At 58.9% G+C, this 25051-nt stretch carries 25 protein-coding genes; 7 read left to right on the forward strand and 18 right to left on the reverse strand.

Annotation, left to right across the window (positions count from 1 at the left end; genetic code table 11):
• Positions 1-141: 141 nt before the first annotated feature.
• The 3 genes from AC3WTM_RS25345 to AC3WTM_RS25355 form a co-directional block, all read right to left on the reverse strand.
• Positions 142-351, reverse strand: a complete 210-nt coding sequence (locus AC3WTM_RS25345) for a hypothetical protein (RefSeq protein WP_102671516.1) — start codon at positions 349-351, stop codon at positions 142-144.
• 168 nt (positions 352-519) lie between these two features.
• Positions 520-2256 (reverse strand): phosphoethanolamine transferase CptA, encoded by a 1737-nt coding sequence (locus AC3WTM_RS25350; protein WP_102671517.1) that lies wholly within the window; start codon positions 2254-2256, stop codon positions 520-522.
• 197 nt (positions 2257-2453) lie between these two features.
• Positions 2454-2636: a DUF6026 family protein gene (locus AC3WTM_RS25355; protein ID WP_090455368.1), complete on the reverse strand. Its 183-nt coding sequence runs from the start codon at positions 2634-2636 to the stop codon at positions 2454-2456.
• Positions 2637-2908: 272 nt separating this feature from the next.
• Here AC3WTM_RS25355 and gnd point away from each other — a divergent pair, with 272 nt between their 5' ends.
• Positions 2909-3889 (forward strand): phosphogluconate dehydrogenase (NAD(+)-dependent, decarboxylating), encoded by a 981-nt coding sequence (gene gnd, locus AC3WTM_RS25360; protein ID WP_102671518.1) that lies wholly within the window; start codon positions 2909-2911, stop codon positions 3887-3889.
• Positions 3886-5409: a glucose-6-phosphate dehydrogenase gene (gene zwf, locus AC3WTM_RS25365; RefSeq protein WP_102671519.1), complete on the forward strand. Its 1524-nt coding sequence runs from the start codon at positions 3886-3888 to the stop codon at positions 5407-5409. Before gnd ends, zwf begins: the two co-directional genes overlap by 4 nt.
• 47 nt (positions 5410-5456) lie before the next feature.
• On the opposite strand, the gene nhaB is transcribed toward zwf, so the two are convergent.
• The 3 genes from nhaB to AC3WTM_RS25380 form a co-directional block, all read right to left on the reverse strand.
• Positions 5457-6959, reverse strand: coding sequence for a sodium/proton antiporter NhaB (gene nhaB / locus AC3WTM_RS25370; RefSeq protein WP_102671520.1), 1503 nt, complete (start codon positions 6957-6959; stop codon positions 5457-5459).
• A 78-nt stretch (positions 6960-7037) separates the two neighbouring features.
• A complete protein-coding gene (locus AC3WTM_RS25375; RefSeq protein ID WP_102671521.1) occupies positions 7038-8327 on the reverse strand; it encodes an NHL repeat-containing protein in 1290 nt (429 codons plus the stop codon).
• Positions 8328-8613: 286 nt separating this feature from the next.
• Positions 8614-8880, reverse strand: coding sequence for a hypothetical protein (locus AC3WTM_RS25380; RefSeq protein ID WP_102671522.1), 267 nt, complete (start codon positions 8878-8880; stop codon positions 8614-8616).
• 342 nt (positions 8881-9222) lie between these two features.
• Here AC3WTM_RS25380 and AC3WTM_RS25385 point away from each other — a divergent pair, with 342 nt between their 5' ends.
• Positions 9223-10548, forward strand: a complete 1326-nt coding sequence (locus AC3WTM_RS25385) for a sigma-54 dependent transcriptional regulator (RefSeq protein WP_102671523.1) — start codon at positions 9223-9225, stop codon at positions 10546-10548.
• 59 nt (positions 10549-10607) lie between these two features.
• Here AC3WTM_RS25385 and fapF read toward each other — a convergent pair whose 3' ends face one another.
• From fapF to pnuC, 8 genes are all read right to left on the reverse strand, one after another.
• Positions 10608-11897 carry a fibril amyloid transporter FapF gene (gene fapF / locus AC3WTM_RS25390; protein ID WP_102671524.1) on the reverse strand — a complete coding sequence of 430 codons (1290 nt, stop codon included), beginning with the start codon at positions 11895-11897 and terminating at the stop codon, positions 10608-10610.
• A gap of 46 nt (positions 11898-11943) precedes the next feature.
• Complete coding sequence (gene fapE / locus AC3WTM_RS25395; protein WP_102671525.1) at positions 11944-12705, reverse strand: fibril amyloid subunit FapE; 762 nt, start codon at positions 12703-12705, stop codon at positions 11944-11946.
• A 26-nt stretch (positions 12706-12731) separates the two neighbouring features.
• Positions 12732-13412 carry a fibril amyloid maturation endopeptidase FapD gene (gene fapD / locus AC3WTM_RS25400; protein ID WP_102671526.1) on the reverse strand — a complete coding sequence of 227 codons (681 nt, stop codon included), beginning with the start codon at positions 13410-13412 and terminating at the stop codon, positions 12732-12734.
• Positions 13413-13476: 64 nt separating this feature from the next.
• Complete coding sequence (gene fapC / locus AC3WTM_RS25405) at positions 13477-14340, reverse strand: amyloid-like fimbrin subunit FapC (protein WP_102671527.1); 864 nt, start codon at positions 14338-14340, stop codon at positions 13477-13479.
• A gap of 63 nt (positions 14341-14403) precedes the next feature.
• On the reverse strand, positions 14404-14982 hold the full coding sequence (gene fapB / locus AC3WTM_RS25410) for a fibril amyloid subunit FapB (RefSeq protein WP_102671528.1): 579 nt from the start codon (positions 14980-14982) through the stop codon (positions 14404-14406).
• A gap of 1 nt (position 14983) precedes the next feature.
• A complete protein-coding gene (gene fapA / locus AC3WTM_RS25415) occupies positions 14984-15421 on the reverse strand; it encodes a functional amyloid chaperone FapA (protein WP_102671529.1) in 438 nt (145 codons plus the stop codon).
• A gap of 357 nt (positions 15422-15778) precedes the next feature.
• Positions 15779-16303, reverse strand: coding sequence for an AAA family ATPase (locus tag AC3WTM_RS25420; protein WP_102671530.1), 525 nt, complete (start codon positions 16301-16303; stop codon positions 15779-15781).
• Positions 16300-16863 (reverse strand): nicotinamide riboside transporter PnuC, encoded by a 564-nt coding sequence (pnuC, locus tag AC3WTM_RS25425; protein ID WP_102671531.1) that lies wholly within the window; start codon positions 16861-16863, stop codon positions 16300-16302. The genes AC3WTM_RS25420 and pnuC overlap by 4 nt, the downstream gene beginning before the upstream one ends.
• A gap of 294 nt (positions 16864-17157) precedes the next feature.
• Between pnuC and AC3WTM_RS25430 the strand changes: the two genes are divergently transcribed.
• Both AC3WTM_RS25430 and AC3WTM_RS25435 read left to right on the forward strand, forming a co-directional pair.
• Entirely contained in the window at positions 17158-17988 is an 831-nt protein-coding gene (locus AC3WTM_RS25430; protein WP_102671582.1) for an undecaprenyl-diphosphate phosphatase, read from the forward strand.
• Complete coding sequence (locus tag AC3WTM_RS25435) at positions 17985-18413, forward strand: DUF1294 domain-containing protein (protein WP_102671532.1); 429 nt, start codon at positions 17985-17987, stop codon at positions 18411-18413. The genes AC3WTM_RS25430 and AC3WTM_RS25435 overlap by 4 nt, the downstream gene beginning before the upstream one ends.
• Positions 18414-18424: 11 nt before the next feature.
• Here AC3WTM_RS25435 and AC3WTM_RS25440 read toward each other — a convergent pair whose 3' ends face one another.
• Positions 18425-18784 carry an MmcQ/YjbR family DNA-binding protein gene (locus AC3WTM_RS25440; RefSeq protein ID WP_057714747.1) on the reverse strand — a complete coding sequence of 120 codons (360 nt, stop codon included), beginning with the start codon at positions 18782-18784 and terminating at the stop codon, positions 18425-18427.
• The gene (locus tag AC3WTM_RS25445; RefSeq protein ID WP_102671533.1) at positions 18781-19689 is read right to left on the reverse strand and encodes a LysR substrate-binding domain-containing protein; all 909 of its coding nucleotides are present in this window, start codon (positions 19687-19689) and stop codon (positions 18781-18783) included. The genes AC3WTM_RS25440 and AC3WTM_RS25445 overlap by 4 nt, the downstream gene beginning before the upstream one ends.
• A gap of 131 nt (positions 19690-19820) precedes the next feature.
• Here AC3WTM_RS25445 and AC3WTM_RS25450 point away from each other — a divergent pair, with 131 nt between their 5' ends.
• Both AC3WTM_RS25450 and AC3WTM_RS25455 read left to right on the forward strand, forming a co-directional pair.
• Entirely contained in the window at positions 19821-20432 is a 612-nt protein-coding gene (locus AC3WTM_RS25450; RefSeq protein WP_102671534.1) for an FMN-dependent NADH-azoreductase, read from the forward strand.
• Between the two features lie 167 nt (positions 20433-20599).
• Positions 20600-21637: an alpha/beta hydrolase family protein gene (locus AC3WTM_RS25455; protein WP_102671535.1), complete on the forward strand. Its 1038-nt coding sequence runs from the start codon at positions 20600-20602 to the stop codon at positions 21635-21637.
• 120 nt (positions 21638-21757) lie between these two features.
• Here AC3WTM_RS25455 and AC3WTM_RS25460 read toward each other — a convergent pair whose 3' ends face one another.
• Both AC3WTM_RS25460 and AC3WTM_RS25465 read right to left on the reverse strand, forming a co-directional pair.
• Complete coding sequence (locus AC3WTM_RS25460) at positions 21758-22945, reverse strand: MFS transporter (protein ID WP_102671536.1); 1188 nt, start codon at positions 22943-22945, stop codon at positions 21758-21760.
• Positions 22946-23148: 203 nt separating this feature from the next.
• Positions 23149-24735: an ABC-F family ATPase gene (locus AC3WTM_RS25465; RefSeq protein ID WP_033052720.1), complete on the reverse strand. Its 1587-nt coding sequence runs from the start codon at positions 24733-24735 to the stop codon at positions 23149-23151.
• Positions 24736-25051 lie beyond the last annotated feature (316 nt).

Consider the following 25051-nt stretch of genomic DNA (forward strand, 5'->3'; position numbering starts at 1 on the left):
TGTTTGCTCGCACGAACATCATCAAACAAATCGGCGTTCTTGTTTCTGTGTTTCCCAGGATTCCGTGAAGAACCAAAAAAAGGGCGTCCATCAGGACGCCCGACAGTCCTCTACCTAGAACTGCAATCAGACGGCCATGGATCATTTCGGTCTGTAGGTTTCAGTCATTTGTGCGGTTTGATCGTCCGGAACCCGCAGTTCAATGCTTTGGATGGGGTGGCCCAAGGCTTCTTGCTGGGCCAGTCGCAGGCTTTCGTAGTAATAGCGCATGCGTTCGGCTCCACCTTCGGCAAAAGCACTGGTTGAGCCCAAGGCCATCAGGCCGGCGAGAATCATTGTGGTGCGTTTCATGGTTTGCCTCCCACTACAGATGTCGGATGCCTTTCGTCCATGAATCAATGAAGCAGTGTCGAAATGGCATTATCCGCCGATTCGGTCAATTGGGAATCAACTTCACCAACGCCCTGCATGGCTGCAACGGGAGCATGAAAAAGGGGCCGGAACCGGCCCCTGAAAGGATTACTGCTGAACGACAGTGGGTGGCGTTTTGGGCTTCATCAAGCTGAAGTCGATCAGCGCACGCTGCTGACGCTCATACGGGTTGCCGATCATCAATGGCCGGGCCTTGAAGCTGTCACTGACCAGGCTTTTGCTGCGATCGAGTTCATCGAAGCTCAGGCCCGCCAGGTCGGCCCAGGTGTGAATCAGATGCGAGCTGCTGTAAGGGCGCGAGAGATCACCCGCGAGGTTCCAGTCATGGGTTGCGCGCCATTTCGGCGATGCCCAGGCCATGAACGGAATGGTGTACATCGGTGCTGTCGGCTTGTTCTCGTTGCGCCCCAAGGTGTTGTGGCCCACGGAATCGAACACGTCTTCGCCGTGGTCGGAAAGGTACAGCAGGAAGCCGTTCGGATCGGTCCTGGCGTAGTCCTTGATCAGGCTGGACACCACGAAGTCGTTGTACAGCACGGCATTGTCGTAGCTGTTGTACGTCGGCAACTGGTCATCGCGAATGCCGGCAGGCACGCCCTCACGGTCCTGGAATTTGTCGAAGGTCGACGGGTAGCGGTACTGGTAGCTCATGTGCGTGCCGAGCAAATGCACGACGATGAGTTTGCGCGGTGCACCGTCGGCCAAGGCCTTGCTGAAGGGCTCGATCACGTCTCCATCGTACTGGGCGGCGTTCTGGTTGCGGTTGTTGTTCAGGTACACCTGTTCATCGGCCTGTTCGGAAAAGGTCGTGAGCATGGTGTTGCGCTTGGTCATGGTCTGCTGGTTGGTGATCCAGAAGGTCTTGTAACCTGCCTGTTTCATCATGCTGACCAGCGATGGCGTCGACAGGTACAGGTCGGGGTTTTCTTCGTCGGCGAAGGTCAGGACCTGCTGCAGCGCCTCAATGGTGTAGGGGCGCGGCGTAATGACGTTGTCGAAAACGTCCAGTTGATCCTTGAGCTTGTCCAGTTCCGGTGTGGTTGCCCGGGGGTAGCCGTACAGGCTCATGCGCTGACGGTTGGTGGACTCACCGATCACCAGCACCAGGGTAGCAGGCGTGTTGGCCATTGCGTCCTTCAGGTTGTGCAGCGGTGGAATCTTGCTGGCGCTATTGAGCATGTCCTGCATACCGGCCAGGGTTTCCAGGTAGCGGTGATAGGCCACGGCCATTTGCCATGGCACCGCCGGCTCGATGCGGGTTTCGAACTTGTCGAAGCCTTCGGCGAAACTGCCGGTGCGTGAGGTTTGCTTGATCAGCGGATAACCGACTACCGCGACGACAATGGCCACCGCGGCCACGATTGCCTTGCCACGGGGCAGGTACACAGGGCGCAGACGTGTCCACAGGAACCAGGAAAAAGCGGTGTGGGCCAGGAACGCCGGCACCATCCACCAGGCAAAGTACTGGGTCATGTACTCGCCGGCTTCAGCCACGTTCGACTCAAACATGATGAAGATGACGCTCTGGGAAAACTCCTGCTGATAAATGAAGAAGTAACCCAGGCTCGCCATGGAGCACGCCCACAGTACGACGCCGATCACGGCAGCCATGACGCGGGTTTGCCGGGGGAACAGCAACATCGGCGCCAGCCAGAAGGCGCTCATGACGAAGGCCTGGCGGAATCCGCTAAAGCCGGAGGTGCCAGTCAACTGGATCAGTAGTTGGGTGATGCCGGAAAAGTACCAGAAAAATACAAACAGCCAGACAAATCCGGCCCAATCAAAACCTGCCGCAGTCGTGTTGCTGCGTTTCAACAAAGACATTCAGCGCTCCAGCCGAGAGTTCACTACCACCGCCGAGACTTGGATATCACGGACGACGAACGAGGGCCGCGCGGAATCGGGCGACCTAAACGAGTAATTGTCGTGTAACAATTGTGAAAATTTTGTGAGTTGCCAGGGGTGGCAGGGCGTGAGCCAGTGCGGAAGCAGTGCAGACTGCTCCCGCTTCAAAGGAGGGGTCAGGCGAGTGGGGCGTGTTGAACCACAGCCAGGGGCTGCACTTGATTGGTTTGCAGCAGCAGCCGCAACTGCGCCAGTTCCTGCTTCAACTGATCGCGTTCGTCTTTCAACTGGCGCAATTCATCACGACGGATTGTGACGTAAAGGGTTTGTGCTGGCAGTGCGGTATGTACTGTGCCCATTGCTCACCTCGCAAATGGCGTGTCTCAACTGTAGGTACGCCTCGAAATCCGGGGCTGACCTACTATCGGCGCCAATTTTGATTTCTTTTGCCCAAGAAGGGAACTTTTTTATTTTTCATGGTCGTTGTGTCTTCGGTTTGATTCCCGACGTTATCCATCAGGATCGGGCACAATGCCCGGAAACTTCGTGCCAACGCTCTGGACTAACCTCATGAGTCGCGTTGGGCTATAACCTTTGACACACTTTAATTTGTAGTAGGGAGCATCAGCACATGCAACTCGGGATTATTGGACTGGGCCGCATGGGCGGCAATATTGCGCGGCGCCTGATGCTCAACGGGCACACCACCGTTGTTTACGATCGCAATACCGCCTTTGTCGAAGCCTTGGCTACAGAGGGCTCCACGGGCGTCACCGATCTGCCGGCGCTGGTCGCCGGCCTGGCCAGGCCGCGTGCGGTCTGGGTCATGCTGCCAGCTGGCGCGCCGACCGAAGAAACCATCGACACCCTGAGCACCTTGCTCGAAGCCGGCGATACCATCATCGATGGTGGCAACACCTTCTATAAAGACGATATTCGCCGGGCGAAGACCCTGTCGGAAAAAGGCCTGCACTACATCGACGTCGGTACATCCGGCGGTGTCTGGGGCTTGGAGCGCGGTTACTGCATGATGATCGGCGGCGATGCCGAGACTGTTAAGCGCCTCGACCCGCTGTTCGCATCCCTGGCCCCTGGCCTGGGCGACATCCCGCGCACCAAGGACCGCAAGTCCGACGACGATCGTGCCGAGCGTGGTTACATTCATGCAGGTCCGGCCGGTTCCGGGCACTTCGTGAAGATGATCCACAACGGCATCGAATACGGAATGATGCAGGCGTTCGCAGAAGGCTTCGACATCCTCAAGACCAAAAACAGCGAGAGCCTGCCGCAAGACCAGCGTTTCGACCTGAACGTCGCCGATATCGCCGAAGTGTGGCGCCGTGGCAGTGTGGTGTCCTCGTGGTTGCTGGACCTGACTGCCGACGCCCTGGCCAGCGATCCGAAACTCGACGGTTTCTCCGGGTCCGTGGCCGACAGCGGTGAAGGTCAATGGACCATCGAAGCCGCCATGGAACAAGCGGTGCCGGTGCCGGTGCTGTCGAACTCGCTGTTCTCCCGCTACCGTTCCCGTGGGCAAGGCACCTTTGGCGACAAGATTCTCTCGGCCCAGCGCTTCGGCTTCGGCGGCCATGTGGAGACCTCGAAAAAATGACCCACTCGATCCGCAGAAAATCCAAGGCTGAACCCGCGCCGCCGACCACGCTGTTCCTGTTCGGTGCCCACGGCGATCTGGTCAAGCGTCTGCTGATGCCGGCGCTGTACAATCTCAGTCGTGACGGTTTACTCGGGAATGGACTGCGGATCATCGGCGTTGACCACAACGCCATCAGCGATGAAGGCTTCGCGAAAAAACTCGAAGACTTCATCCGCAACGAGGTGGCCACCAGGACCGGCAAGGGCGATCAAGCCCTTGACCCGGCGCTGTGGGCCAAACTCGCCAAAGGCATCAGCTACGTCCAGGGCGACTTCCTGGACGACAGCACTTATCAAGCGCTGGCGGCAAAAATCGCCGACAGCGGTACTGGCAATGCGGTGTTCTATCTGGCCACCGCGCCGCGTTTCTTCAGTGAAGTGGTGCGCCGTCTTGGCTCGGCCGGCTTGCTGGAAGAAACCCCCGAGGCTTTCAGAAGGGTGGTGATCGAAAAACCCTTCGGCTCCGACCTGCATACGGCCGAAGCCTTGAACGCTTGCCTGCTCAAGGTGATGACGGAAAAGCAGATCTACCGCATCGACCATTACCTGGGCAAGGAGACTGTACAGAACATCCTGGTCAGCCGGTTCTCCAACAGCCTGTTCGAAGCGTTCTGGAACAATCACTACATCGACCACGTGCAGATTACCGCCGCCGAAACCGTGGGCGTGGAAACCCGTGGCAGTTTCTATGAGCACACCGGCGCGATGCGGGACATGGTGCCCAATCACCTGTTCCAGTTACTGGCGATGGTGGCGATGGAGCCGCCCGCCGCGTTCGGCGCCGATGCGGTGCGCGGTGAGAAAGCCAAGGTCGTTGGCGCGATCAGACCCTGGACGGTGGAGGAAGCCCGAGCCAATTCGGTGCGCGGCCAATACATCCCCGGTGAGATCGACGGCAAGGCACTGCCTGGCTATCGCCAGGAAAACAACGTCGCACCCGATAGTAATACCGAAACCTATGTGGCCCTCAAGGTCATGATCGATAACTGGCGATGGGTCGGCGTGCCGTTCTACCTGCGAACCGGCAAGCGCATGAGTGTGCGTGACACCGAGATCGTGATCTGTTTCAAACCGGCGCCCTATGCGCAGTTCCGCGATACCGAGGTCGATGAGTTGCAGCCGACCTATTTGCGCATTCAGATCCAGCCGAACGAAGGCATGTGGTTCGACCTGTTGGCCAAGCGTCCCGGTCAGGCCTTGAAAATGGACAACATCGAGCTGGGGTTCGCCTACAAGGACTTCTTCGAGATGCAGCCGTCCACCGGCTACGAAACCCTGATCTACGATTGCCTGACGGGTGACCAGACGCTGTTCCAGCGCGCCGACAACATCGAAAACGGCTGGCGCGCCGTGCAGCCGTTCCTGGATGCCTGGCAGCAGGACTCCAGCGTGCAGAGCTACGCGGCCGGGGAAAACGGCCCCAAGGCCGGCGAAGAACTGCTCACCCGTGACGGTCGCGTCTGGCACCGCCTCGGATAACGGCTATCTCCAATGGGAGCGAGCAAGCTCGCTCCACAAGGTTGAGGTTACAACCAGTAGCTCACCGCATACCACCCGAGCAAGCCCATCACCACGGTATAAGGCAACGCCATCCAGACCATCCGCCCATAAGACAGACGCACCAGCGGTGCAATCGCCGAGGTCAGCAGGAACAGAAACGCCGCCTGACCGTTGGGTGTCGCCACGCTCGGCAGGTTGGTACCGGTATTGATCGCAATGGCCAGGGTTTCGAAATGCTCACGGGTCATCTCCCCCGCCATGAACGCGCGCTTCACTTCGGTGATGTAAATGGTTGCCACGAACACGTTGTCGCTGATGGCGGACAGCAGGCCGTTGGCAATGAACAGCATGCCCGGTTGTTGGTCTGCCGGGAGCGTCAGCACCCAGTGGATCAGTCGGGCGAACAGTTGCTGGTCATGAATCACCGCGACCACGGCGAAAAACACCACCAACAATGAGGTAAACGGCATGGCGTCCTTGAACGCTGTACCCAGGCGGTGTTCGTCGGTGATGCCGGTAAAGGCGGTAATCAACACGATCACCATCAAACCGATCAAACCCACTTCGGCGATGTGGAACGCCAGCCCGGCAATCAGAATCAATGCGGCAAAGCCTTGCACCAGTAGCGCTGCACCTTGGCGCGTGGTGCGCTCGGCATTGTCTTCGGCGGCGTAGTTGGCCAGCACCACACGGACGTTATCCGGCAGCAGCGTGCCGTATCCGAACCAGCGCAGCTTTTCCAGCAGGACGCAGGTTATCAGCCCGGCAACCAGTACCGGCAGGGATACCGGCGCAACCCGGGTGAAGAACTCTGCGAAGTGCCAGCCCATTTCATGGCCGATCAGCAGGTTCTGCGGTTCACCGACCAGCGTACAGACACCGCCCAGCGCGGTGCCCACGGCGCCGTGCATCAGCAGGCTGCGCAGGAAGGCGCGGAACTGCTCCAGATCACCGTGATGCAGGGTGGGCAGATGTTGATCGTCGCTGAACTCGCTGTCCTGGCGCGGATCGTTGCCCGAGGCGACGCGGTGATACACCGAGTAAAAGCCTACGGCGGCACTGATGATCACGGCGGTCACAGTCAAGGCATCGAGGAACGCTGACAGAAAGGCCGACAGAAAGCAGAACATCAAGGACAACAGGGCTTTGGAGCGCACCCCGAGCAGCAGGCGCGAGAACAGGTAAAGCAACAGGTCCTTCATGAAATAGATACCCGCCACCATGAACATCAGCAGCAGGATCACCGGGAAGTTGTGCAGCAACTCGTCATACAGCGCTTGGGGTGTGGTCATCTTCAACAGCAGGGCTTCAATCAACAGCAGCCCGCCGGGCATCAGCGGATAGCATTTGAGTGCCATGGCCAGGGTGAAGATGAACTCCAGCACCAGTAGCCAGCCGGCAGCCACCGGGCCTGCGGTCCAAAGCACCAGGGCATTGAGGATGAGAAAGCCGACGATGCAGGCCTTGTACCAACGGGGCGAGTGCCCGAGAAAGTTGTGCGCGAACGCCTGGGCCATTGAACCGGACATCGGCTGCTCCTTGTCTTGAGAAGCGCGCAAGTTGCCGCAAGCGCGCGAGAAGATCAAGCGCAGGAAAAATGCCGGTGTTTATCCCAGGAAACGAGCGATGACCGCCTTGTAGTTTCCGTGCAGCGAATAGCCTCCCACTACAATGTTTCCATCGGGGTTCGCGGCGACACAGGTGGCGGTATCCAGGCTGGGGCCCAAGCGCGTACGTGTATAGCCGCTGCCTTTGCCAAATCGGCGATCGGGAAGGCCGTTGGGCAGGTATCGCCCGAGAATGAAGTCTGCTTCGATCCCGCCGATGGTGGCGCCCGCCGTGAGCACGCTGCCATCAGGCTGTAACTGCGCGGCGGTCCACTGGCACCCGCTGTAACCGATTTCCCGCCGCTGCGGATGTCCTCCGTTGCAATGACTGTCGGGGCGGCCGTTGCTGTGCATTTTGAATGTCAGGCAGTGCATCGGCTCGCGACTGCTGCCAAAACACAGGATTTCTCCTTCGTTTTGCTGAACCACCCGGCTGACTCGGGCGCCATGCCCTTGCGCCTTGAAGGTCATGAATCCATCCACGGCAAAACGGTCGTCGAGACGCCCGTCCGGGTGATAGCGTGCCAGCAAGCCTTCCTCGGGAAAATTGATCGATCCACTGACCAGAATTCGGCCATCACGTTGTACCGTCAGGCTGCTGAGCCAGGTATTGATCAGCAGGTGCCTGACCATCACGAAGCCGCGGTCGTTGAACGAGCAGTCCAGCGAGCCTTCCACATCCAGGCGTATCAACATGCCGACGTGATCGGCTAGTTCGTAGTGATGGTTGGCCAGGATCAGGATCCGGCCGTCCTGCTGTATGGCCACATCGCAGGCTTCAGCGCCGGGCACACCGAGAGGTAGCCGGACATCGCGCATGCCCAGTGATAGATCGCCAGGCAAACGCACGACACGGCGGCCATTATCGCCAAAGCCTTGCACCAGGCGACCATCTTGATCCAGCAATGCCAGGGCCGGGAGCGTGCGGTGCGTGTTTTCGTATTGCAGACCAGCCAACAGGATGTTGCCGTCGGGCAGGATCAGGACCTTGGTGCCCATGGCTTCGTGCCCCGGTTCGAATTGCCCGATGACACTGCCTTGTTGGCCGAACGTCAGATCTGCGCAACCATCCGCCAGCAAGCGGGCCAGGCCAAAGCGGGTGCCATCGGCCATGCCAACCTTTGCGGCTACCAGCAAGCGACCTTGCGCATCGATCGCAACGTCATTGGCCAGGCTGAAAAGGCTGTCGGCGAAATAGACCTGGGTTTTGCCATTCGTGGCAAACGTCGTATCGAGGGCCCCGGCGTTGGTTCGGGTCGCGGAGTAGGCAAAAGCGGACTGGCTTGACATGCACCGCATCTCCTTGCGAGTCGTCCTGATCCAGAAGTTTGGGTGGCGACTTGATAAGGAGTTTATTCAATCCCTGAATGAAGGGAAGCACAACGGTAAGAACTAACAGACGGAGGGTCACAGTGTGCCACAACAGTGTCTTTTCGAACCAATGGCGAGCCTGCAAAGTATCAGGCGTATGTGAAGTTCGAATTAAATAGTGTCACGTAGTGTGCGCGGCCAGAAAAAACTGCGAACTAAAGACAGGGAAAGGGCGCGGATTACCCCGGAGTAATCCGCAAAACGATTAGTGCGGCATCGACCATGACTGCAGTGTGTAACCTTCCTCGCACAATTCGGCGCGAGCCTGTTCCAGCAGTCGTTCGAGTTGCGCGGGATCGGAATAGGCGCTGCTTGGGATCTGCTTGCGGCCAATGCGGGTACTGGTGCGGTCGATAACGGTGAGGCTGAGTTCACCATTGCCGTCTTGTGGGGCCCAGGCCACGCATTTGAATGGTTTAAATGCGCGGTCGGCAATCAGAAGTGCTTCGTTGATACGGAGCGGGGCGTTCATAGGGTCTTCTCTCTGTGTGCCCAATCAAGTGATAGGCCGACGGTTGGGCTTACCGTTCAGCTGGTTACTTGTACTGATGCCCGCAACCGGGGTTCGGGTCACACACAATCAAAAGAAATTTTAACTTTATTTCACAGATTCAAGGATGAGCCTGACATTGAAAGCTGAATGAAAGGAAAGAGTCGTTAGGTAACTAACATAATTGCAACTTATAACTGGATTTGTGACATCCCTATAGTCAAACAGTACAAGGCCCTGTCAAATTCTTGCTAATGTTACAGTCAGGTCTGCCAAATGACTGTTTTTATTAAATTTTCATAAATTTGGCGCCAAGGATCTGTCATGAGTGATGCGCCTGCCTTGCGACGTTTGTTAGTGGTGGACCCCTGTGACGATTGCTATCGCCTGCTCCCTGGATTGCGCGCCATCGGTTGGGACGTTGACAGCTGCACGCTGGAGAACGCCGTTGACCGAACCTGTGACGTGGGCTTGCTACGCTTACAACCTTTTCACCTTGAGCATCCGGAGGCCGTCAAAGAGCTGATCAGCCGCAGCGGCACCGAGTGGATAGCCGTACTCAATCAGGAAGTACTGCGGCTGCAAAATGTCGGCGACTTTGTCTGTGAATGGTTTTTTGACTTTCATACCTTGCCTTTCGATGTGTCCCGGGTCCAGGTAACACTGGGGCGCGCGTTTGGCATGGCGCGCTTGCGCGGGCAGGGCACGGTCTATGTCGACCAACCCGAGCACGAATTGCTGGGCGACAGCAAACCTATTCGTGAGCTGCGAAAGCTGTTGAGCAAACTGGCTCCGACCGAATCTCCGGTGTTGATTCGCGGTGAAAGCGGCACTGGCAAGGAACTCGTCGCACGTACCCTTCATCGCCTGTCACAGCGTCACAGCAAACCCTTTATCGCGATCAATTGTGGGGCGATCCCCGAACACTTGATCCAGTCCGAGCTGTTTGGCCATGAGAAAGGCGCATTTACCGGCGCGCACCAACGCAAGGTCGGACGGATAGAAGCCGCCAACGGTGGCACCCTGTTTCTCGACGAGATCGGTGACCTGCCACTGGAGTTGCAGGCTAACCTGTTGCGGTTCCTCCAGGAAAAACACATCGAGCGGGTGGGTGGCAGTCAGCTGATTCCGGTGGATGTGCGGGTTCTGGCGGCAACGCATACCGACCTTGAAAGCGCCATCGAGAAGAAGCTCTTTCGCGAAGATTTGTATTACCGCTTGAACGTACTGCAAGTGGCGACCGCTCCGCTGCGCGAGCGCCATGGTGACCTGGCGGTGTTGGCCAACCACTTCTCCCATTTCTATAGCCATGAAACCGGGCGCCGCCCACGCAGTTTCAGCGAAGACGCGTTGATTGCCATGGGCAAACACGACTGGCCAGGCAATGTTCGCGAACTGGCCAACCGCGTTCGTCGCGGGCTGGTGTTGGCCGAGGGCCGGCAGATCGAGGCCCGTGACCTGGGGTTGATCAGTCAGCATACGCTCGCAGCGCCGATGGGCACCCTCGAAGAATACAAGTCCCGGGCCGAACGCCAGGCGTTGTGCGATGTATTGAGTCGCCACAGCGATAACCTGAGTGTCGCCGCCAAAGTACTGGGTGTGTCGCGACCGACCTTCTACCGGTTGTTGCACAAGCACCAGATTCGCTGAACCCCGGCCGCAAACCAAACCCCGCTGCGATTGCAATTGCAGCGGTTTTTTTGTTCGGGTCAGAAGTAGTAGGGGAGTTTCAGGCTGAACTGGAAGTCCGGGGCATCGTCCGTCATGCCGATGGACAGGTTGGGCACGATGGTCAGGTTGTCGGTGGCCGCAATGGTCATGCCGATGTTGAAGTAACCGGCGTTGGCATCGCTGGAGACCACCGCTTGCCAATCCCCGCCATCTTCCTTGAGCTTGCTTTTGCGTTGCACCAGGTCAGAGACCGAGAACGACATACTCATCTTTTCGTTCAAGGCGAACGCAATGCCGGCGCCGATCTGGAAGCTGTCGCCAATGCGTACTTTGCCCGGGGTCTTGACCGCCGGGTTGGAGCTGATGTCGTCGAAAGACTCCTCCATGTTGTACGTGTAGGACAGGCTGCCGAACAGCACCGCCGGATCGAACGTCTTGACCAGGGAGATCCCCGGCGTAATCGACCAGACGCCGTTACCGGTAGGCAAGGATTCAGGCACGGCCAGGTTTGAGTTATCGGCCACCCGAACCAGCTTGATGCCGAACGGGTCTTTGCCGGTAGGCGCCTTGACGCGCAAGGTCACCACGGCATCCGGCGTGTTGGCCGATTCGTCGAGGAATTTGTAGGCGATACCGAAGTTGACGTCACCTATGGTCGGGTCTTCCTTGACGGTGTCTTCGGTCGTTACGTTTGCGGCGCCGCTATTGCCGCCACCGGACTGGTACGTGGACTCACGGTAGACCACTGGCACGTTCAGGTCGAACTGCCAGCGATTGTTGAAGTTATAGCGACCGGTAAGGTCAAGCGTCCAGGTGTCGGCCTTGATCCGGTCCAGGTTGATAGCGCCCAGGAAGATCGAGTCCAGGGCGAGAAAACCGTTGAGGACCAGTTGGCGGGAATCGTAACGGGAGTACGTTATCCCGGTTTCGACGCTGAACTTGCCACCACCGAAAAACCCGCTGGCCTCGTCATACAGGTTCGAAACGCTTTGCGCCGGTTGTGAGTCATTGGCCAGCGATTGTCCATAAGAGCTGCCGCTCCCCTCTGAGGCGGTTGCGGCGCCGGTGCCGACGCCTGGATTGCCCCTGAGATCCGCTGGCGACTTGGCCAGGCGTTTGGGAGGGGGGGAGGCGGGCTGCTCTTCGACCTGGCGGACCCGTTGTTCGAGAACCGCCAGGGCTTTTTGCTGTACTTCGTATCGTTGTTTCAACTCAAGGAGCTCTTGTTTGAGAGCCTCCAGTTCCGGGTCAGGTGCTGCCTGCAACATCGCCGCCGGGAGTAGAGCACTCAAGCATGCAACTGCACGCAGTGATACTGATCGGTACATGAAATATGCCGTCCATTTGTGCCCAATGGTCCAGACTCAGCGTAGTTCAATAGCCCATGGTCCGTAATGCAGCGAGTTGGTTGAGGTTGCAGTCCAATGCGCCCGCACTCGGGCCATTATTGTTGAGCACTACGTTGAGTTGAGTCATGTTGTCGACCACATTGCTGCTGCCCAGCAACCGGGTGTTTTGCAGCAACCCGCCCTGGGCAACTTGTTGCAGGCTGGTGCCCTGGTTGTTGTTGGCGGTAATGGCCATCTGCACGCCGCCGCTGGTCGCGGATACTGCGACACTGCCTGCGGCATTGCTGCCGGTGATGGTTTGACCGGCTATCAGCGCCTGGCCCTGGCTCGGTACCAGTGCAGGAGCCGTGCTGGCCTCTTTGACGTTGATGGCGATGTTGTTGTTTGCGCTGTTGCCATCACCCGCGGCCCGTGTGACCTGGGTTATGCCCCGGGATGTGCTCAGGGCTGCCCCCCCCGACACGTGACCGCTGCCCGACCTGGACGTGCCGCCATGGCCCGACTGCTTGATGGTCGAAACATAGAACTCGGGCTTGACCGTTGCGGCTTGAAGCTGCATCGAGGTGGAGGCTCCGATCAGGTCACCACTGGCGTTGCGCCAGGTACTGCTCATGACGACACCGAAGCTGATGACTCGCCCCGGCATCACATATCGGCCACGCAACTCAGCCAGTTCCTCGTCCTTGATTTCGATGGGTCTGAACTCATCAGCAAAACCTGAAGTGTTCGCTGCCAGACAGACAGCGACCACCCAGTACGAGGTTTTCATTTGCTGCTCCCGGAGCATCCTGCCCCCTATCATCTTGTTGGCGATTAAAAGAAGTCGCTCTGTATGAAACCAAAATCCATCAATTCGGCATCTTTGACCGGGTTGAAGTTATCCATCTTGTTCTTGGCTGTCAGCGGTTCCGGTGGCCTGCGTAATGCATTGGTCTTGTCGTAACCGGGACCGACGATAGCGAAAATAATGCCATTCCAGCCTTTGACAAAGTCATCATGGGAGTAGCGTTTGTGACCGAGTACCGGATCGCCGATATAGACCCAGTTCTTGTCCGCCCGCTGCAACACCACGAAGTGCTTGTAGCCGCGAATTTCCATCAACACCACCACCGGAATCGTTACGGCCTCGAGTCTTTCCGGCGGGATCCTGTAGCCCCGGGCGCGCATGCCGATGCGCTCTATGTAGCGCTTCATGTCCAGCATGGAAAAACCTTGGGTACGCACAAGATCCTGGTCTGCGGTGACCAGCATGCCCTTGATGATGTGCTCCTCATCGACGTCGAGCCAATAGGCCTGGCGCAGTATCGTTGCCAGCGCGGCGGCGCCACAGCTGAAATCGGTTTTTTGTTCGACGATGTCGCTGAACTTGCGCTCGCGCAAACTCTGTACTTGCTTGTACACCAGCACGCCGCCCGGAAGGGCGGCAACCGGCATCTGTGCAGCCTGGGTCAGGCCAGACAGGCAGAGCAGGGCGAAAAGGACAGTCTTACGCATGATCGATACGCCTTGGGACCGTGGAAAAGCCCCGTCGCCGGGGCTTTCATTATTGCAATCGCGATTACAGACAGGACTTGCAGCCCGCGGCGATGGACAGCGAGTTGCTTTGCTGGTTGCCCACACCAGACGATACGTTGGCTCCGCCGTTGCCGGAGAAGTTGTTCATCGAGTTCGTTATCGATGCATTGTTGGTTACAGGGGCTTTCCAGCCCTCTGGCGTGATCACTTGTTGAGTGGTTACACCCGCCAGACCGAGTACACCTACGGTTACGAAATCAGTCTGGGTGCTGTCGTCATGGTTGGCGTTGTTGGTGACATTCAGCCCGGACGTGCTTTGGTTGGCCGCCGCCGCCGCTTGCGCTACACGACCGCCCGAAACGGCAATCGCCAGGTTGTTTTTCTGTTGGTTGAAGTCGCCGGTGGTCACGTTGATGCCGATGTTGCCGGAACCGCTGTTACCCGCGTTATTGAGCGTTGTATTGTTGGTGTTGGAGTGGTTTCTGGCGGTGTTGCCGTTGCTCTTCTGAGTCGCGCTGGAGGCGGCGACCGCGGTGCCGAAGATGAAGCTTTCGTCAGCCGAGGCAAGGGCGGCGGCGTTGTCTTGCTGGTTGCCGTTACCGGCTGCAACGTTGGCGCCCATGTTGCCGTTGGAGTTGTTCAGGGAGTTATCGATTCTAGCGTCGTTCCTGGTGTCCCGGCTCAATACGCTGCTGTCACTGCTTTCCTGTGAGTCCAGCACGGTGGCACCGGCGCCTGCTGTAATTTGCAGAATTTGTTCCAGCGTCGGGCCTTTAGGCTGATGGTTGTTGCTCTGGCCTTCGCTCTGGCCGTTGCCTTGATCATCAAGGCTGCCTGCTTGTGCTGCGAATGCCATCACTGCTGCCAGAGCGAAAGCCAGAGGTTTGAGAGCAGTTGTCGGGTTCATGGTGTTTCTCCGTGCTCATTAGTTGGTCAGGTGTTGGTACTTCCCTAATCGCACTGTTTCGGGTCAGTCAGCGACCCGGATGCTCAAGGTGTTAGCCATTCGGTTCCCCACCCCTGCACTCTGGTTTACCTGGATCACTCCCCGGCTGCCGGTGAAGGCCTGGTCGCTGGTCACTGCCTGGCGACTGCCATTTGGGGAGCCAGTTACTCCCGAGTTCGGTAACAACGCCACGTTCTGTTGAGAAAGGGCACTATCGTCGATGGCTTGCGGTGCAGCGCTGATGCTGATGCTCATGGCGTTAGCCATCTGGTTGTTCGCCCCAGCGCTCTGGTTGACGCCCAGTACGCCGTTGCCATTACTGAAGGAGGAGCCGCCGATAGTGGCCGTCGCGTCCATCGACGGATTGGCGGGCGTAGTGATTTTCTGCCGGACGCTGGTGATCGCACCGGCTTGGGTGCCAATGGCGATCGCGCGGACGTTGGACTGCTGTTGTTGATCGCCAGCCGCCTGGTTGACGTTGAAGTTGCCGCGGTATTGAGTTCCAGAATCCTGGAGGGTGGCGTTGTTCACCGAACCGACGCCCGAATCGGCCATCACACTGGTGCAGCCGAGCAGGGCAAGTAACAGCAGGGATCGACTCATCTCATTGGCCTCCCGCCATTCTGCCCAGTGAACCGAGGCCGCTGCTCATGGCGCGGTTGATGGTTCCGGAAATGGCGCTGCCACTGCCACCACCGTGACCGACAGACATGCCGGGCATACCGTTGGGGTTGGTGACGACATTGAGGCCTTGCAGGCCACCCAGGTTTTGCCCGTTGTTGTGGCGAAGGGCGGTTCCAGTGGTGACCCCGGCGATGTCGGCGTCACTGAGTTCGCCGATGACGCGGGCCGATGGGTTGGCATTGAGGGTGTTGGGGTTTGGATCCCTACCGCCGCTGCGACCGATGGGCGTCGGGTGAATGGTGCGATCAAGCACGATGACGCCGTTGCCTTCGGCTTGAACGTCAAAACCGAAAAACGCGCCTGCAGCGCTCGCGATCAGCAGCAGGCACGTCAAGGCATGTTTATCGAGTATCCCCACGACGGTCTTTCCTTCTCATGTGGGCTGGCTCTGGTCGGCTTTTTAAAGGAGAGAGCGAAAGCTGTGCCGGTTTTTGAATATCTCGTTGATTCAATGGCTTATGGATATTGTCCGGATAGCCTCTGCCGAGAATGTTTCAACGGTGAGACGAAACCCTGCGCAGGCAGCCCTTATTTGCGGATAAATCGCTCTGGAACAAGGGTTTCAGCGGTGTTGTATCAATGCTTTAACAAATCCGATGATCCAGCGGTGAAGGGCGCTGAAACAGGCGGTTTGAGGCGGGAAGGGTGTTTCAGGATCGGACACTTTTCCCCGGGGACAGGGGGGGATAGTGGGGAAGTTGCCCCAAAAGGTCGGTCAGGCGCCGAGCAATCGGCTCACGGCGTTCAGTGCCTGGAGTCGGCGTTCTGCCCAATCTCCGCGCAGTACTTGAACCGGTTGGGCGTGGCGCTCAAGCCAGGCCAGGGTCTGCTCGAAAAATGCCTGGCGCTCACTCAATCGGGGTTGGCAACGCTGGCCATCATCCGTCCATTCGACGTGTTCCGGCGACAGCAGCAAGTGCAAGTCGTAATGCCGGGCCAGTAGCGCTTGTTCGAGCCAGGCGGGGCAGTCGTCAAACAGGGTTTGGCTCCAGAGAATATTACTCAGCAGGTGCGTGTCGAGGATGAGCAAAGACGGTAGTTGCGCACGGGCTTCGTCTTCCCATGCCAATTGTCCGCGGGCGATGTCCGGAATGTCGGCCAAGGTGGTGTCCCGGGGATTCTGCTCGATGAACCAGCGCACATACTCCTCGACCAGAATCCCGCCGAAACGCTGTTGCAACTCGGCCGCCAGCCAGCTTTTACCGCTGGATTCAGGGCCTGTGAGTACCAGGACTTTCATGCGCGCAACGCCGGATCGGCGCGCCATTGGCGCCAGCCCTGCACGGCGATAACGGCGAACAGCCCGTACAGGGTGGCGGTCAGGTACAGGTCCTTATAGATGAACAGCCCGACGAAAATCACATCCAGGGCGATCCATAGCGGCCAGCACTGGATACGTTTTTGCGCCATCCAGACCTGCGCCACCAGGCTGAATCCGGTCAGCGCCGCATCGAGCCAGGGTTGCGCGGCGTCGGTCCAGTGGGCCATGGCCGCCCCCAGCAACAGGCTGCCGAGTGAGCCAATGGCCAGGCTCAACGCCACGGAGCGGGAATCGAGCCAACTGACTTCGCGGCCATGGGGCGTTTCACCAGCCCGTGTCCACTGCCACCAGCCGTAAAGCTGCAAGGCGGCGTAGACGACTTGCAGCAACATGTCCGAATACAGCTTCACCTCAAAAAAGATCCAGCTATAGAGCAGCACCATGACCAGACCGATGGGCCAGCACCAGGTGTTCTGTTTGACTGTCAGCCAGACGGCAATGACACCGAGGGCGGCGGCAAACAGTTCAAGCCCGGACATGGAGGTTCCTTGGTGAAATCGAAGAGGGGGCCGATTGTAACCGGATTGGCGTCGGGAATCCCGTGGAGCAGGGTGTGCTTCGTTGGCGCGCGATAACGCGGCAGCGCCAATCGGACTTGTCTGATAGGATCTCGGCCCCGCGCGGGTAAACCTGGATCAGGATTGTTTTTTCACAGGATTTTGACGGTTCCGTGGTGATCCTTGATGCGCGGGGCTTCAGCTACGCTGATCGCAATTCAAGCTTTGGAAAAATACTAACGGGGCATGCCGGCGCGCATAGCCTTTGGGGGACTGATGGATCTTTGGACCGCCTTTCAGGCATTGATACTTGGGGTTGTAGAAGGGCTGACCGAGTTCCTGCCCATTTCCAGTACCGGCCACCAGATCATCGTGGCCGATATGCTCGGCTTCGGGGGTGAGCGGGCGATGGCGTTCAACATCATTATCCAGCTGGGTGCCATCCTGGCGGTGGTATGGGAGTTTCGACGCAAGATCTTCGATGTGGTCATCGGCCTGCCGACCCAGCCGAGCGCTCGGCGGTTTACCGCGAACCTGTTGATTGCGTTCTTGCCGGCCGTGGTGCTGGGCGTGATCTTCGCCGACATGATCCACGAGTACCTGTTCAACCCGATCACCGTGGCAGCGGCGCTGGTCGTGGGCGGGTTCGTCATGTTGTGGGCCGAGCGCCGGCAGCATGAAGTCCACGCCGAAACGGTGGATGACATGACCTGGAAAGATGCCCTGAAAGTCGGCCTCGCCCAATGCCTGGCCATGATCCCGGGCACTTCGCGTTCGGGCTCGACGATCATCGGCGGGTTACTGTTCGGCCTGTCGCGCAAGACTGCTACCGAGTTCTCGTTCTTCCTGGCGATGCCAACCATGGTCGGTGCAGCGGTGTACTCGGGCTATAAGTACCGTCATCTGTTTGTCCCGGCGGATTTCCCGGTATTCGCAGTCGGCTTCGTCACGGCGTTCATCTTCGCGATGATTGCGGTTCGCGGGTTGCTCAAGTTCATCGCCAACCACAGCTACGCGGCGTTTGCCTGGTATCGCATCGTGTTTGGCCTGTTAATTCTGGCGACCTGGCAATTCGGCTGGGTCGACTGGAGCGCGGTCAAGCCGTGAGTGACTCAAGCTCGCGCAATAACCCCGGGCGTCAGCCCGGGGGACAGATCCGTCATCCGCGGCTGAAGTGGCTGGTGTTTGCAATCCTGTGCGCGTTACCGCTGTCGGGGGCGGTGTCGTCATGGTTGCACGGAGTGTCGCTGATTCCCCTGGCGGCCTACGGCATCGTCAGCGTCGTGACGTTTTTCCTGTACTGGAGCGACAAGCGCAAGGCCCGCGCCGAGCAATGGCGTACGCCGGAGAATGTCCTGCATGCGCTGGAGCTCGCTGGCGGCTGGCCTGGTGCCTTGCTGGCGCAGCAAGCGTTCCGGCACAAAACCCGCAAAATCTCCTACCAGTTGGTGTTCTGGATCATCGTGCTCATGCACCAGGTGTTCTGGATCGACCACCTGTTCCTCGGCGCACACCTGTTCGCCTTGTTCTGATCGACAAGGCCCTAGAGCAACAAGCCGACTTGAGTGCGCTTGGGCAGCTTGCTCACCACCAACTGGTGGGAGCGCTGCAACAAGCCTTGTAGTTCTTCGTTGCCGAGCGGGTAGGGCGTTTCCATGATGATCCACTGCGCGCGCGCCAGATAAGGCGCCGGATGAATCCCCGGGCGGTCGCAATGACCGAGAAACAGATCCTTGTCGACCTTGAAGGCCAGGGAATCACCCCGCAGGCCCTGCAAGGCGAACATCTTGTTCCCGGCAATCGAAAACACCCGCACGCCACCCCATTTATAGTCTTCCCGCGCTCCGGGCAGGGTAAGGCAGAATTTTGCGACATCCTCTTCGCTCATCCGTCCGGCTTTCATAACAATCGTTCCCCACAGGCATTGAATGACTCGACCAGATGGTCAATCCAGGCGCGTACCGCCGGCATGACCCCGCGTCGATGAGGATAGACCGCTTGCAGCCAGCCACCGGGCAACGACCAGTCGGGCAACAACTGCACCAGTGCGCCGTTTTCCAGTTCCTGCTCGCAATACATCATGGGCAGCATCGTAAAGCCCAGGCCGGAGAGGGTGCTGGCCTTGCGCACGATAAAGTCATCGATACCCAGCCGGGCCTCGAGCGCCAGTTCACAACTTTTGCCTTTTTGATCCAGCAGGCGGATGTGCACCATACGGTCGGCTTCCAGCGCGCCGAGCACGGGCAGGCTTTTCAGATCCTCGGGATGGTTGATCTCACGGCCAACGAGGAAACCGGGACTGGCGACCATCAGCATCTGCGCCTGACGCAGGCGGCGGGTCACCAGCAGCGGGTCTTCGTCGCCCAGTTCACGCACACGCAAGGCAACGTCAATGCCTTCGTTCACCAGGTCAACCCGTCGATTGAGCAGCATGACCTCCAGCTGGACTTGTGGAAACCTTTCCAGAAAGTCGCTGATCACCCCCGGCAATATTTCATGGGCCAGCCCAACCGGGCAGGACACCCGCAAACGCCCGCGGGGCTCGCTGGACATGCTGGCCACGGCCTCGTCGGCCATTTCCGCCTCCAGCAGCATCGCCTGACAGTGCCTGAGGTAACGCTCACCGACGGCAGTCAGTTTCAGTTGTCGGGTGGTGCGTTGCAGCAGTCTTGCGCCGAGGCGCTCTTCCAGTTCGGCGATGCGCCGTGACAATCGGGACTTGGGGATGCCCAGCAAACGTCCGGCCGCGGCGAACCCCCCGGCTTCCACGACTTTGGCGAAGTAGTACAGGTCGTTGAGGTCTTGCATGATGTGAATCCAATTGTCCTATCTATGGGACGAACTATCGCATTGTTACCGTCTAATCATCTATTGGTTTCGTGTGTAGGATTAGTCCCATCAGATCGCCCTTGTGGGCGATCCTCACTTGGAGATCCCACATGAAACTGCTGCATATCGATTCGAGCATCCTGGGCGACAACTCGGCTTCCCGTCAGTTGAGCGGTGAAGTCGTCAAAGCCTGGCAAGCCGCCGAGCCAACCGCCGTGGTGACTTACCGCGACCTGGCCGCCGACGCCATCAGCCATTTCTCCGCCACCACCCTGGTCGCCGCCGGCACCACCGCTGAACTGCGCAACGCCGCACAACAGCACGAAGCCCAACTGAGCGCCTCGACCCTGGCCGAATTCCTGGCTGCCGATGCCGTGGTGATTGCCGCACCGATGTACAACTTCACCATCCCGACTCAACTCAAAGCCTGGATCGACCGCATCGCGGTTGCCGGCCAGACCTTCCGTTACACCGAAGCCGGCCCTGAAGGCCTGTGCGGCGGCAAGAAAGTCGTGATCGTTTCGACCTCCGGCGGCATGCACGCCGGTCAGGCAACCGGTGTTGCCCACGAAGAGTATTTGAAGTTGCTGTTCGGTTTCATCGGTATCACCGACATCGAAGTCGTCCGTGCCGAAGGCTTGGCTTACGGTGACGACGTGCGCAACAAGGCCATGAGCGCTGCCCACGCACAAATCAGCGAGCAGTTGTTCGCCGCTGCGTAAGGCTTGGGTAAAAGTAAGCAACCGTTCAGGTAAAGCCCAAAAAACTCTGTATTCTGGCTACGCAAGTACCAGTTACGGAGTTTTTTGTTTCTGGTCATTTCAGATTGTGGCCCGACTCATGCAGTCCAGGGCGTACGTCTCAAGTCCGGTAACAAGGCGGGGCATCCATGATGCGTCTTTGTGCAACTTTACTGATTTGCCTGCTCAGCAGCTTGAATACAGTGCACGCCGCGCCTGCACCGCATCCTCACTGGAGCGTCGGCTTCCACGAGATGACTTTTCTCGACCCGCTGGACTTGCAGCCGATGCGCGCCATTGCCTTCTATCCTTCCAGTGATCGGGAGCACACCAGCAAGCTCGAGGGTTACACCGTCGAAGCCGGGGAGGACACCAAGGTCGCCATCGGCCGGTTCCCGATGCTGATGCTGTCCCACGGAAATACCGGTACCCCGCTGGCCCTGCACGACCTTGCCACGTCACTGGCGCGCAAAGGCTTTGTCGTGGTGGCGGTGATTCACCCCGGTGACAACTCCAGGGACCACAGCCGACTCGGTACTTTGAGTAACCTGTACGGCCGGCCGATCCAGATTTCCGAAGCCATTACCGAGACCTTGGGCGATCGTATGCTGTCGCCGTTCGTCAATGCCGATCAGGTGGGGGTCATTGGCTATTCGGCCGGTGGCGAGACCGCATTGATCCTGTCCGGCGCGACCCCGGACCTGGATCGCCTGCGCCGTTACTGCCAGGAGCGCCCTGATGACCGCGATGCCTGTAACACCCAGGGCGAATTGATTGTCGACCGCGACGACCTGCAACCGGTGGCCGACCCTCGTGTCCACGCCCTGATGCTGATGGCACCGTTGAGCCTGAAGTTCGGCCGCCACACCCTGGCCGATGTGCATGTGCCGGTGCTGCTTTACAGCGGCGATGGCGACAAGCTGGTGGCTGTCGACAAGAACGCTGCGGCGCTGGCGCGCAAACTGCCGACCGCGCCCGACTTCAAGTTACTGGCCGGGGCAGGGCACTTCGTCTTCATGGCGCCGTGCAATGACGAGCAGATCGTAATCATGCCTGCGCTGTGCACCGATGCCGATGGCGTCGACCGGCAGGACATTCATCGCAATCTGATCTCCGAAGCCGGACGCTTCTTCACGCGTACCCTGGGCAGGCCGACCCGGGCCGGAATGCAGACCGCCGATCAGTAATGTGCACAAAACCCTGTGGGAGCGGGCTTGCTCGCGATAGCGGCGTGTCAGACTACATCAATCCTGGATGTGAGGGACCCATCGCGAGCAAGCTCACTCCCACAGGGTCAGCGCCAAGGCTTACGTCATCGAGCGACACTTGAGCAGCAACGTCAGCCCCAGCCCCGTCACCGACAACAACGCCGCACTGAAGAAAATCCACGCATATCCCAGGTTCAACGCCACTGCGCCCATCAACGGGCCGGCAATCGCCAGCGCCAGATCGAAAAACACCGCATAAGCACTCAAGCCCGCCCCCCGGCTGGAGTTGGGCACCTGTTTGATGGCCTCGACACCCAGCGCCGGATACACCAGGGACAGGCCAAATCCAGTCAGGCCGGCGCCAATGAGCGCATACCCGGTCGAAGGGGCCAGCCACAACAGCACCAGGCCAACCGTCTCAACGCACATGCAGGCAATGGCCGACGTGAACCCGCCAAACCGACTGATGGCGGATATGAACAGCAGCCGCGACAGAATGAAACACACGCCGAACACGGTCAGGCAGTAGGCCGCGCCGGTCCAGCCACGATTGACGTAGTACAGAGTGATAAAGGTCGTCAGGGTGCCGTAGCCAATGGACGCCAGGCTCAAACTCGCGCCAAACGGCGCAATGCGTCCGAACACCGCCCAAAACGGCAGGCGCTCGCCGCGCACCACCGGCACCGAGGGCTTGTTGCGAATCAGCAACAGTGCGACCAGGGCCAACAGCGACAGGGCGATACCCAGGCTGGCGAAACCCAGTTGTTGCACCATGACCACACCAAGCGGTGCGCCAATGGCAATCGCCCCATAGGACGCGATGCCGTTCCAGGAAATCGATCGCGCGGTATGCTCGGCGCCCACCTGGCCCATGCACCAACTGATGGTGCCGACACCGATCAACCCTTGGGCGATCCCCAGTAGCAGGCGCCCGGCGATCAGGATCAGCAGGCTGAGCAAGGGAAAGCCTTGCAACAGGGTCGACAGCAAGGTCAGCACGCCGCTGAGCACAATCCCCGCCAAGCCATAGATGATTGCACGCTTGGTGCCAACGCTGTCCGACATCCGCCCGGCCATGGGCCGGCTGAGCAGGGTGGCGAGGTATTGCGAGCCGATGGTCAGCCCGGCCACGATGGCGCTGAACCCGAGTTGCTCGTGGACATAACCCGGCAATACCGCAATCGGCAAACCGATGCAGAGGAAGGCGATGAAGGTATAGAAAACGATGGAGACGATCTGCAGGGTGATCGCCGTGGAGCTTTGAGGGGCAGTTTGCTGCACAGACATGAAGGCTCGTTCGCGGGCGGCGGTGGGAGACCTGCATCATGGCGCGGCGTTGGGATAAAAGAAAGCAGGCTAACTATATTTCCTGGGCAACCCTACTGTAGGAGCGAGCCCGCTCGCGACAAACGTCTGGATAACGCGGTCATTCAGGTAGCACGCGTTATTGTTGTCGTCCATCGCGAGCAAGCTCGCTCCTACAAGTGTTTTTAGAACACCACACCCTGGCTACGCAGGTAATCGTCGTAGGTGCCGCTGAAGTCGGTCACGCCGTTAGGGCTCAACTCGATGATGCGGGTGGCCAGAGACGATACGAACTCACGGTCGTGGCTGACGAAGATCAGCGTGCCCGGGTAGTTTTCCAGCGCCAGGTTCAGCGCCTCGATCGATTCCATGTCCAGGTGGTTGGTCGGTTCGTCCATCACCAGTACGTTCGGCTTTTGCAGGATCAGCTTGCCGAACAGCATGCGGCCTTGCTCACCACCGGAGATGACCTTGACCGACTTGAGGATCTCGTCGTTGGAGAACAGCATGCGACCCAGTGTGCCGCGAATGATCTGCTCACCCTGAGTCCACTGGCCCATCCAGTCGAACAGGCTGACGTCGTCTTCGAAGTCGTGGGCGTGGTCCTGGGCGTAGTAGCCAAGCTCCGCGCTTTCGGTCCACTTCACGGAACCGGCGTCCGGGGTCAGTTCGCCCATCAGGGTGCGCAGCAGGGTGGTTTTGCCGATACCGTTCGGGCCGATGATCGCCACGCGCTCGCCGGCTTCTACGGTGAAGCTGAAGTTCTTGAACAGGGTCTTGCCGTCGAAGCCCTTTGACATCTGCTCGATGGTCACGGCCTGGCGGTGCAGCTTCTTGGTCTGTTCGAAGCGGATGAACGGGCTCACGCGGCTCGATGGCTTGACTTCGGCCAGCTGGATCTTGTCGATCTGCTTGGCGCGGGAAGTGGCCTGCTTGGCTTTCGAGGCGTTGGCCGAGAAGCGGCTGACGAACGTTTGCAGTTCGGCGATCTGGGCTTTCTTCTTGGCGTTGTCCGACAGCAGTTGCTCGCGGGACTGGGTCGCCGCAGTCATGTACTCGTCGTAGTTGCCCGGGAACAGGCGCAGCTCACCGTAGTCCAGGTCGGCCATGTGGGTGCAGACGCTGTTGAGGAAGTGACGGTCGTGGGAAATGATGATCATGGTGCTGTTACGCACGGTGAGAATCGATTCCAGCCAGCGAATGGTGTTGATGTCCAGGTGGTTGGTCGGTTCGTCGAGCAACAGCACTTCCGGGTCGGAGAATAGTGCCTGAGCCAGCAACACCCGCAGTTTCCAGCCCGGAGCCACTTCGGACATCGGACCGAAATGCTGTTCCAGTGGAATACCCAGGCCCAGCAGCAGCTCACCGGCGCGGGATTCGGCGGTGTAGCCATCCATTTCGGCGAATTCGGTTTCCAGCTCGGCCACGGCCATGCCGTCTGCTTCGCTCATTTCCGGCAGCGAATAGATGCGATCGCGCTCGGCCTTGACCTTCCACAGCTCTTCGTGACCCATGATCACGGTGTCGATCACGGTGAATTCTTCGTAGGCGAACTGGTCCTGGCGCAATTTACCCAGGCGCACGTTCGGTTCCAGCATGACCTGGCCGCCGGACGGCTCGAGGTCACCGCCGAGAATCTTCATGAAGGTCGACTTGCCGCAACCGTTGGCGCCGATCAGGCCGTAACGGTTGCCACCGTTGAACTTGACCGAAACGTTTTCGAAGAGCGGCTTGGCGCCGAACTGCATCGTGATGTTAGCTGTAGAAATCAAAGGTTTTTCCTGCGAAGCATTCAGAGTAGCTAGGGTTGCGGCAGTACCGGTTCAGTACCCGTTTCCACTGTTGGGCCCCCGGGACATTCATCCCGATCGGCAGTGGAAGATCCATCTGGCATCAAGTGGACAGCAGCATGTGGCGCGCCTGACCCGAGACAACGTGCGCTGAAAGGGGATTTTCCCGCTCTCAACCTGGGGGCGCGTAAAGTTTGGCGGCGATTGTACTGGTCTGGCTCTTTAAACGATAGGGCGATGAAGCCTGTGCAACGCTTTGTCGGTTTTTGCGTACACATTTTCACAGTTGCGGGTTAAC

The sequence above is a fragment of the Pseudomonas sp. EU05-FHT14B02 genome (assembly GCF_058791055.1).

Excerpts from the sequence above, each read along its gene's own strand:
- AC3WTM_RS25345 (WP_102671516.1), bottom strand. The coding sequence starts at position 351 with ATGAAACGCACCACAATGATTCTCGCCGGCCTGATGGCCTTGGGCTCA.
- AC3WTM_RS25350 (WP_102671517.1), bottom strand. The coding sequence starts at position 2,256 with ATGTCTTTGTTGAAACGCAGCAACACGACTGCGGCAGGTTTTGATTGG.
- AC3WTM_RS25355 (WP_090455368.1), bottom strand. The coding sequence starts at position 2,636 with ATGGGCACAGTACATACCGCACTGCCAGCACAAACCCTTTACGTCACA.
- gnd (WP_102671518.1), top strand. The coding sequence starts at position 2,909 with ATGCAACTCGGGATTATTGGACTGGGCCGCATGGGCGGCAATATTGCG.
- zwf (WP_102671519.1), top strand. The coding sequence starts at position 3,886 with ATGACCCACTCGATCCGCAGAAAATCCAAGGCTGAACCCGCGCCGCCG.
- nhaB (WP_102671520.1), bottom strand. The coding sequence starts at position 6,959 with ATGTCCGGTTCAATGGCCCAGGCGTTCGCGCACAACTTTCTCGGGCAC.
- AC3WTM_RS25375 (WP_102671521.1), bottom strand. The coding sequence starts at position 8,327 with ATGTCAAGCCAGTCCGCTTTTGCCTACTCCGCGACCCGAACCAACGCC.
- AC3WTM_RS25380 (WP_102671522.1), bottom strand. The coding sequence starts at position 8,880 with ATGAACGCCCCGCTCCGTATCAACGAAGCACTTCTGATTGCCGACCGC.
- AC3WTM_RS25385 (WP_102671523.1), top strand. The coding sequence starts at position 9,223 with ATGAGTGATGCGCCTGCCTTGCGACGTTTGTTAGTGGTGGACCCCTGT.
- fapF (WP_102671524.1), bottom strand. The coding sequence starts at position 11,897 with ATGTACCGATCAGTATCACTGCGTGCAGTTGCATGCTTGAGTGCTCTA.
- fapE (WP_102671525.1), bottom strand. The coding sequence starts at position 12,705 with ATGCTCCGGGAGCAGCAAATGAAAACCTCGTACTGGGTGGTCGCTGTC.
- fapD (WP_102671526.1), bottom strand. The coding sequence starts at position 13,412 with ATGCGTAAGACTGTCCTTTTCGCCCTGCTCTGCCTGTCTGGCCTGACC.
- fapC (WP_102671527.1), bottom strand. The coding sequence starts at position 14,340 with ATGAACCCGACAACTGCTCTCAAACCTCTGGCTTTCGCTCTGGCAGCA.
- fapB (WP_102671528.1), bottom strand. The coding sequence starts at position 14,982 with ATGAGTCGATCCCTGCTGTTACTTGCCCTGCTCGGCTGCACCAGTGTG.
- AC3WTM_RS25420 (WP_102671530.1), bottom strand. The coding sequence starts at position 16,303 with ATGAAAGTCCTGGTACTCACAGGCCCTGAATCCAGCGGTAAAAGCTGG.
- pnuC (WP_102671531.1), bottom strand. The coding sequence starts at position 16,863 with ATGTCCGGGCTTGAACTGTTTGCCGCCGCCCTCGGTGTCATTGCCGTC.
- AC3WTM_RS25430 (WP_102671582.1), top strand. The coding sequence starts at position 17,158 with ATGGATCTTTGGACCGCCTTTCAGGCATTGATACTTGGGGTTGTAGAA.
- AC3WTM_RS25440 (WP_057714747.1), bottom strand. The coding sequence starts at position 18,784 with ATGAAAGCCGGACGGATGAGCGAAGAGGATGTCGCAAAATTCTGCCTT.
- AC3WTM_RS25445 (WP_102671533.1), bottom strand. The coding sequence starts at position 19,689 with ATGCAAGACCTCAACGACCTGTACTACTTCGCCAAAGTCGTGGAAGCC.
- AC3WTM_RS25450 (WP_102671534.1), top strand. The coding sequence starts at position 19,821 with ATGAAACTGCTGCATATCGATTCGAGCATCCTGGGCGACAACTCGGCT.
- AC3WTM_RS25455 (WP_102671535.1), top strand. The coding sequence starts at position 20,600 with ATGATGCGTCTTTGTGCAACTTTACTGATTTGCCTGCTCAGCAGCTTG.
- AC3WTM_RS25460 (WP_102671536.1), bottom strand. The coding sequence starts at position 22,945 with ATGTCTGTGCAGCAAACTGCCCCTCAAAGCTCCACGGCGATCACCCTG.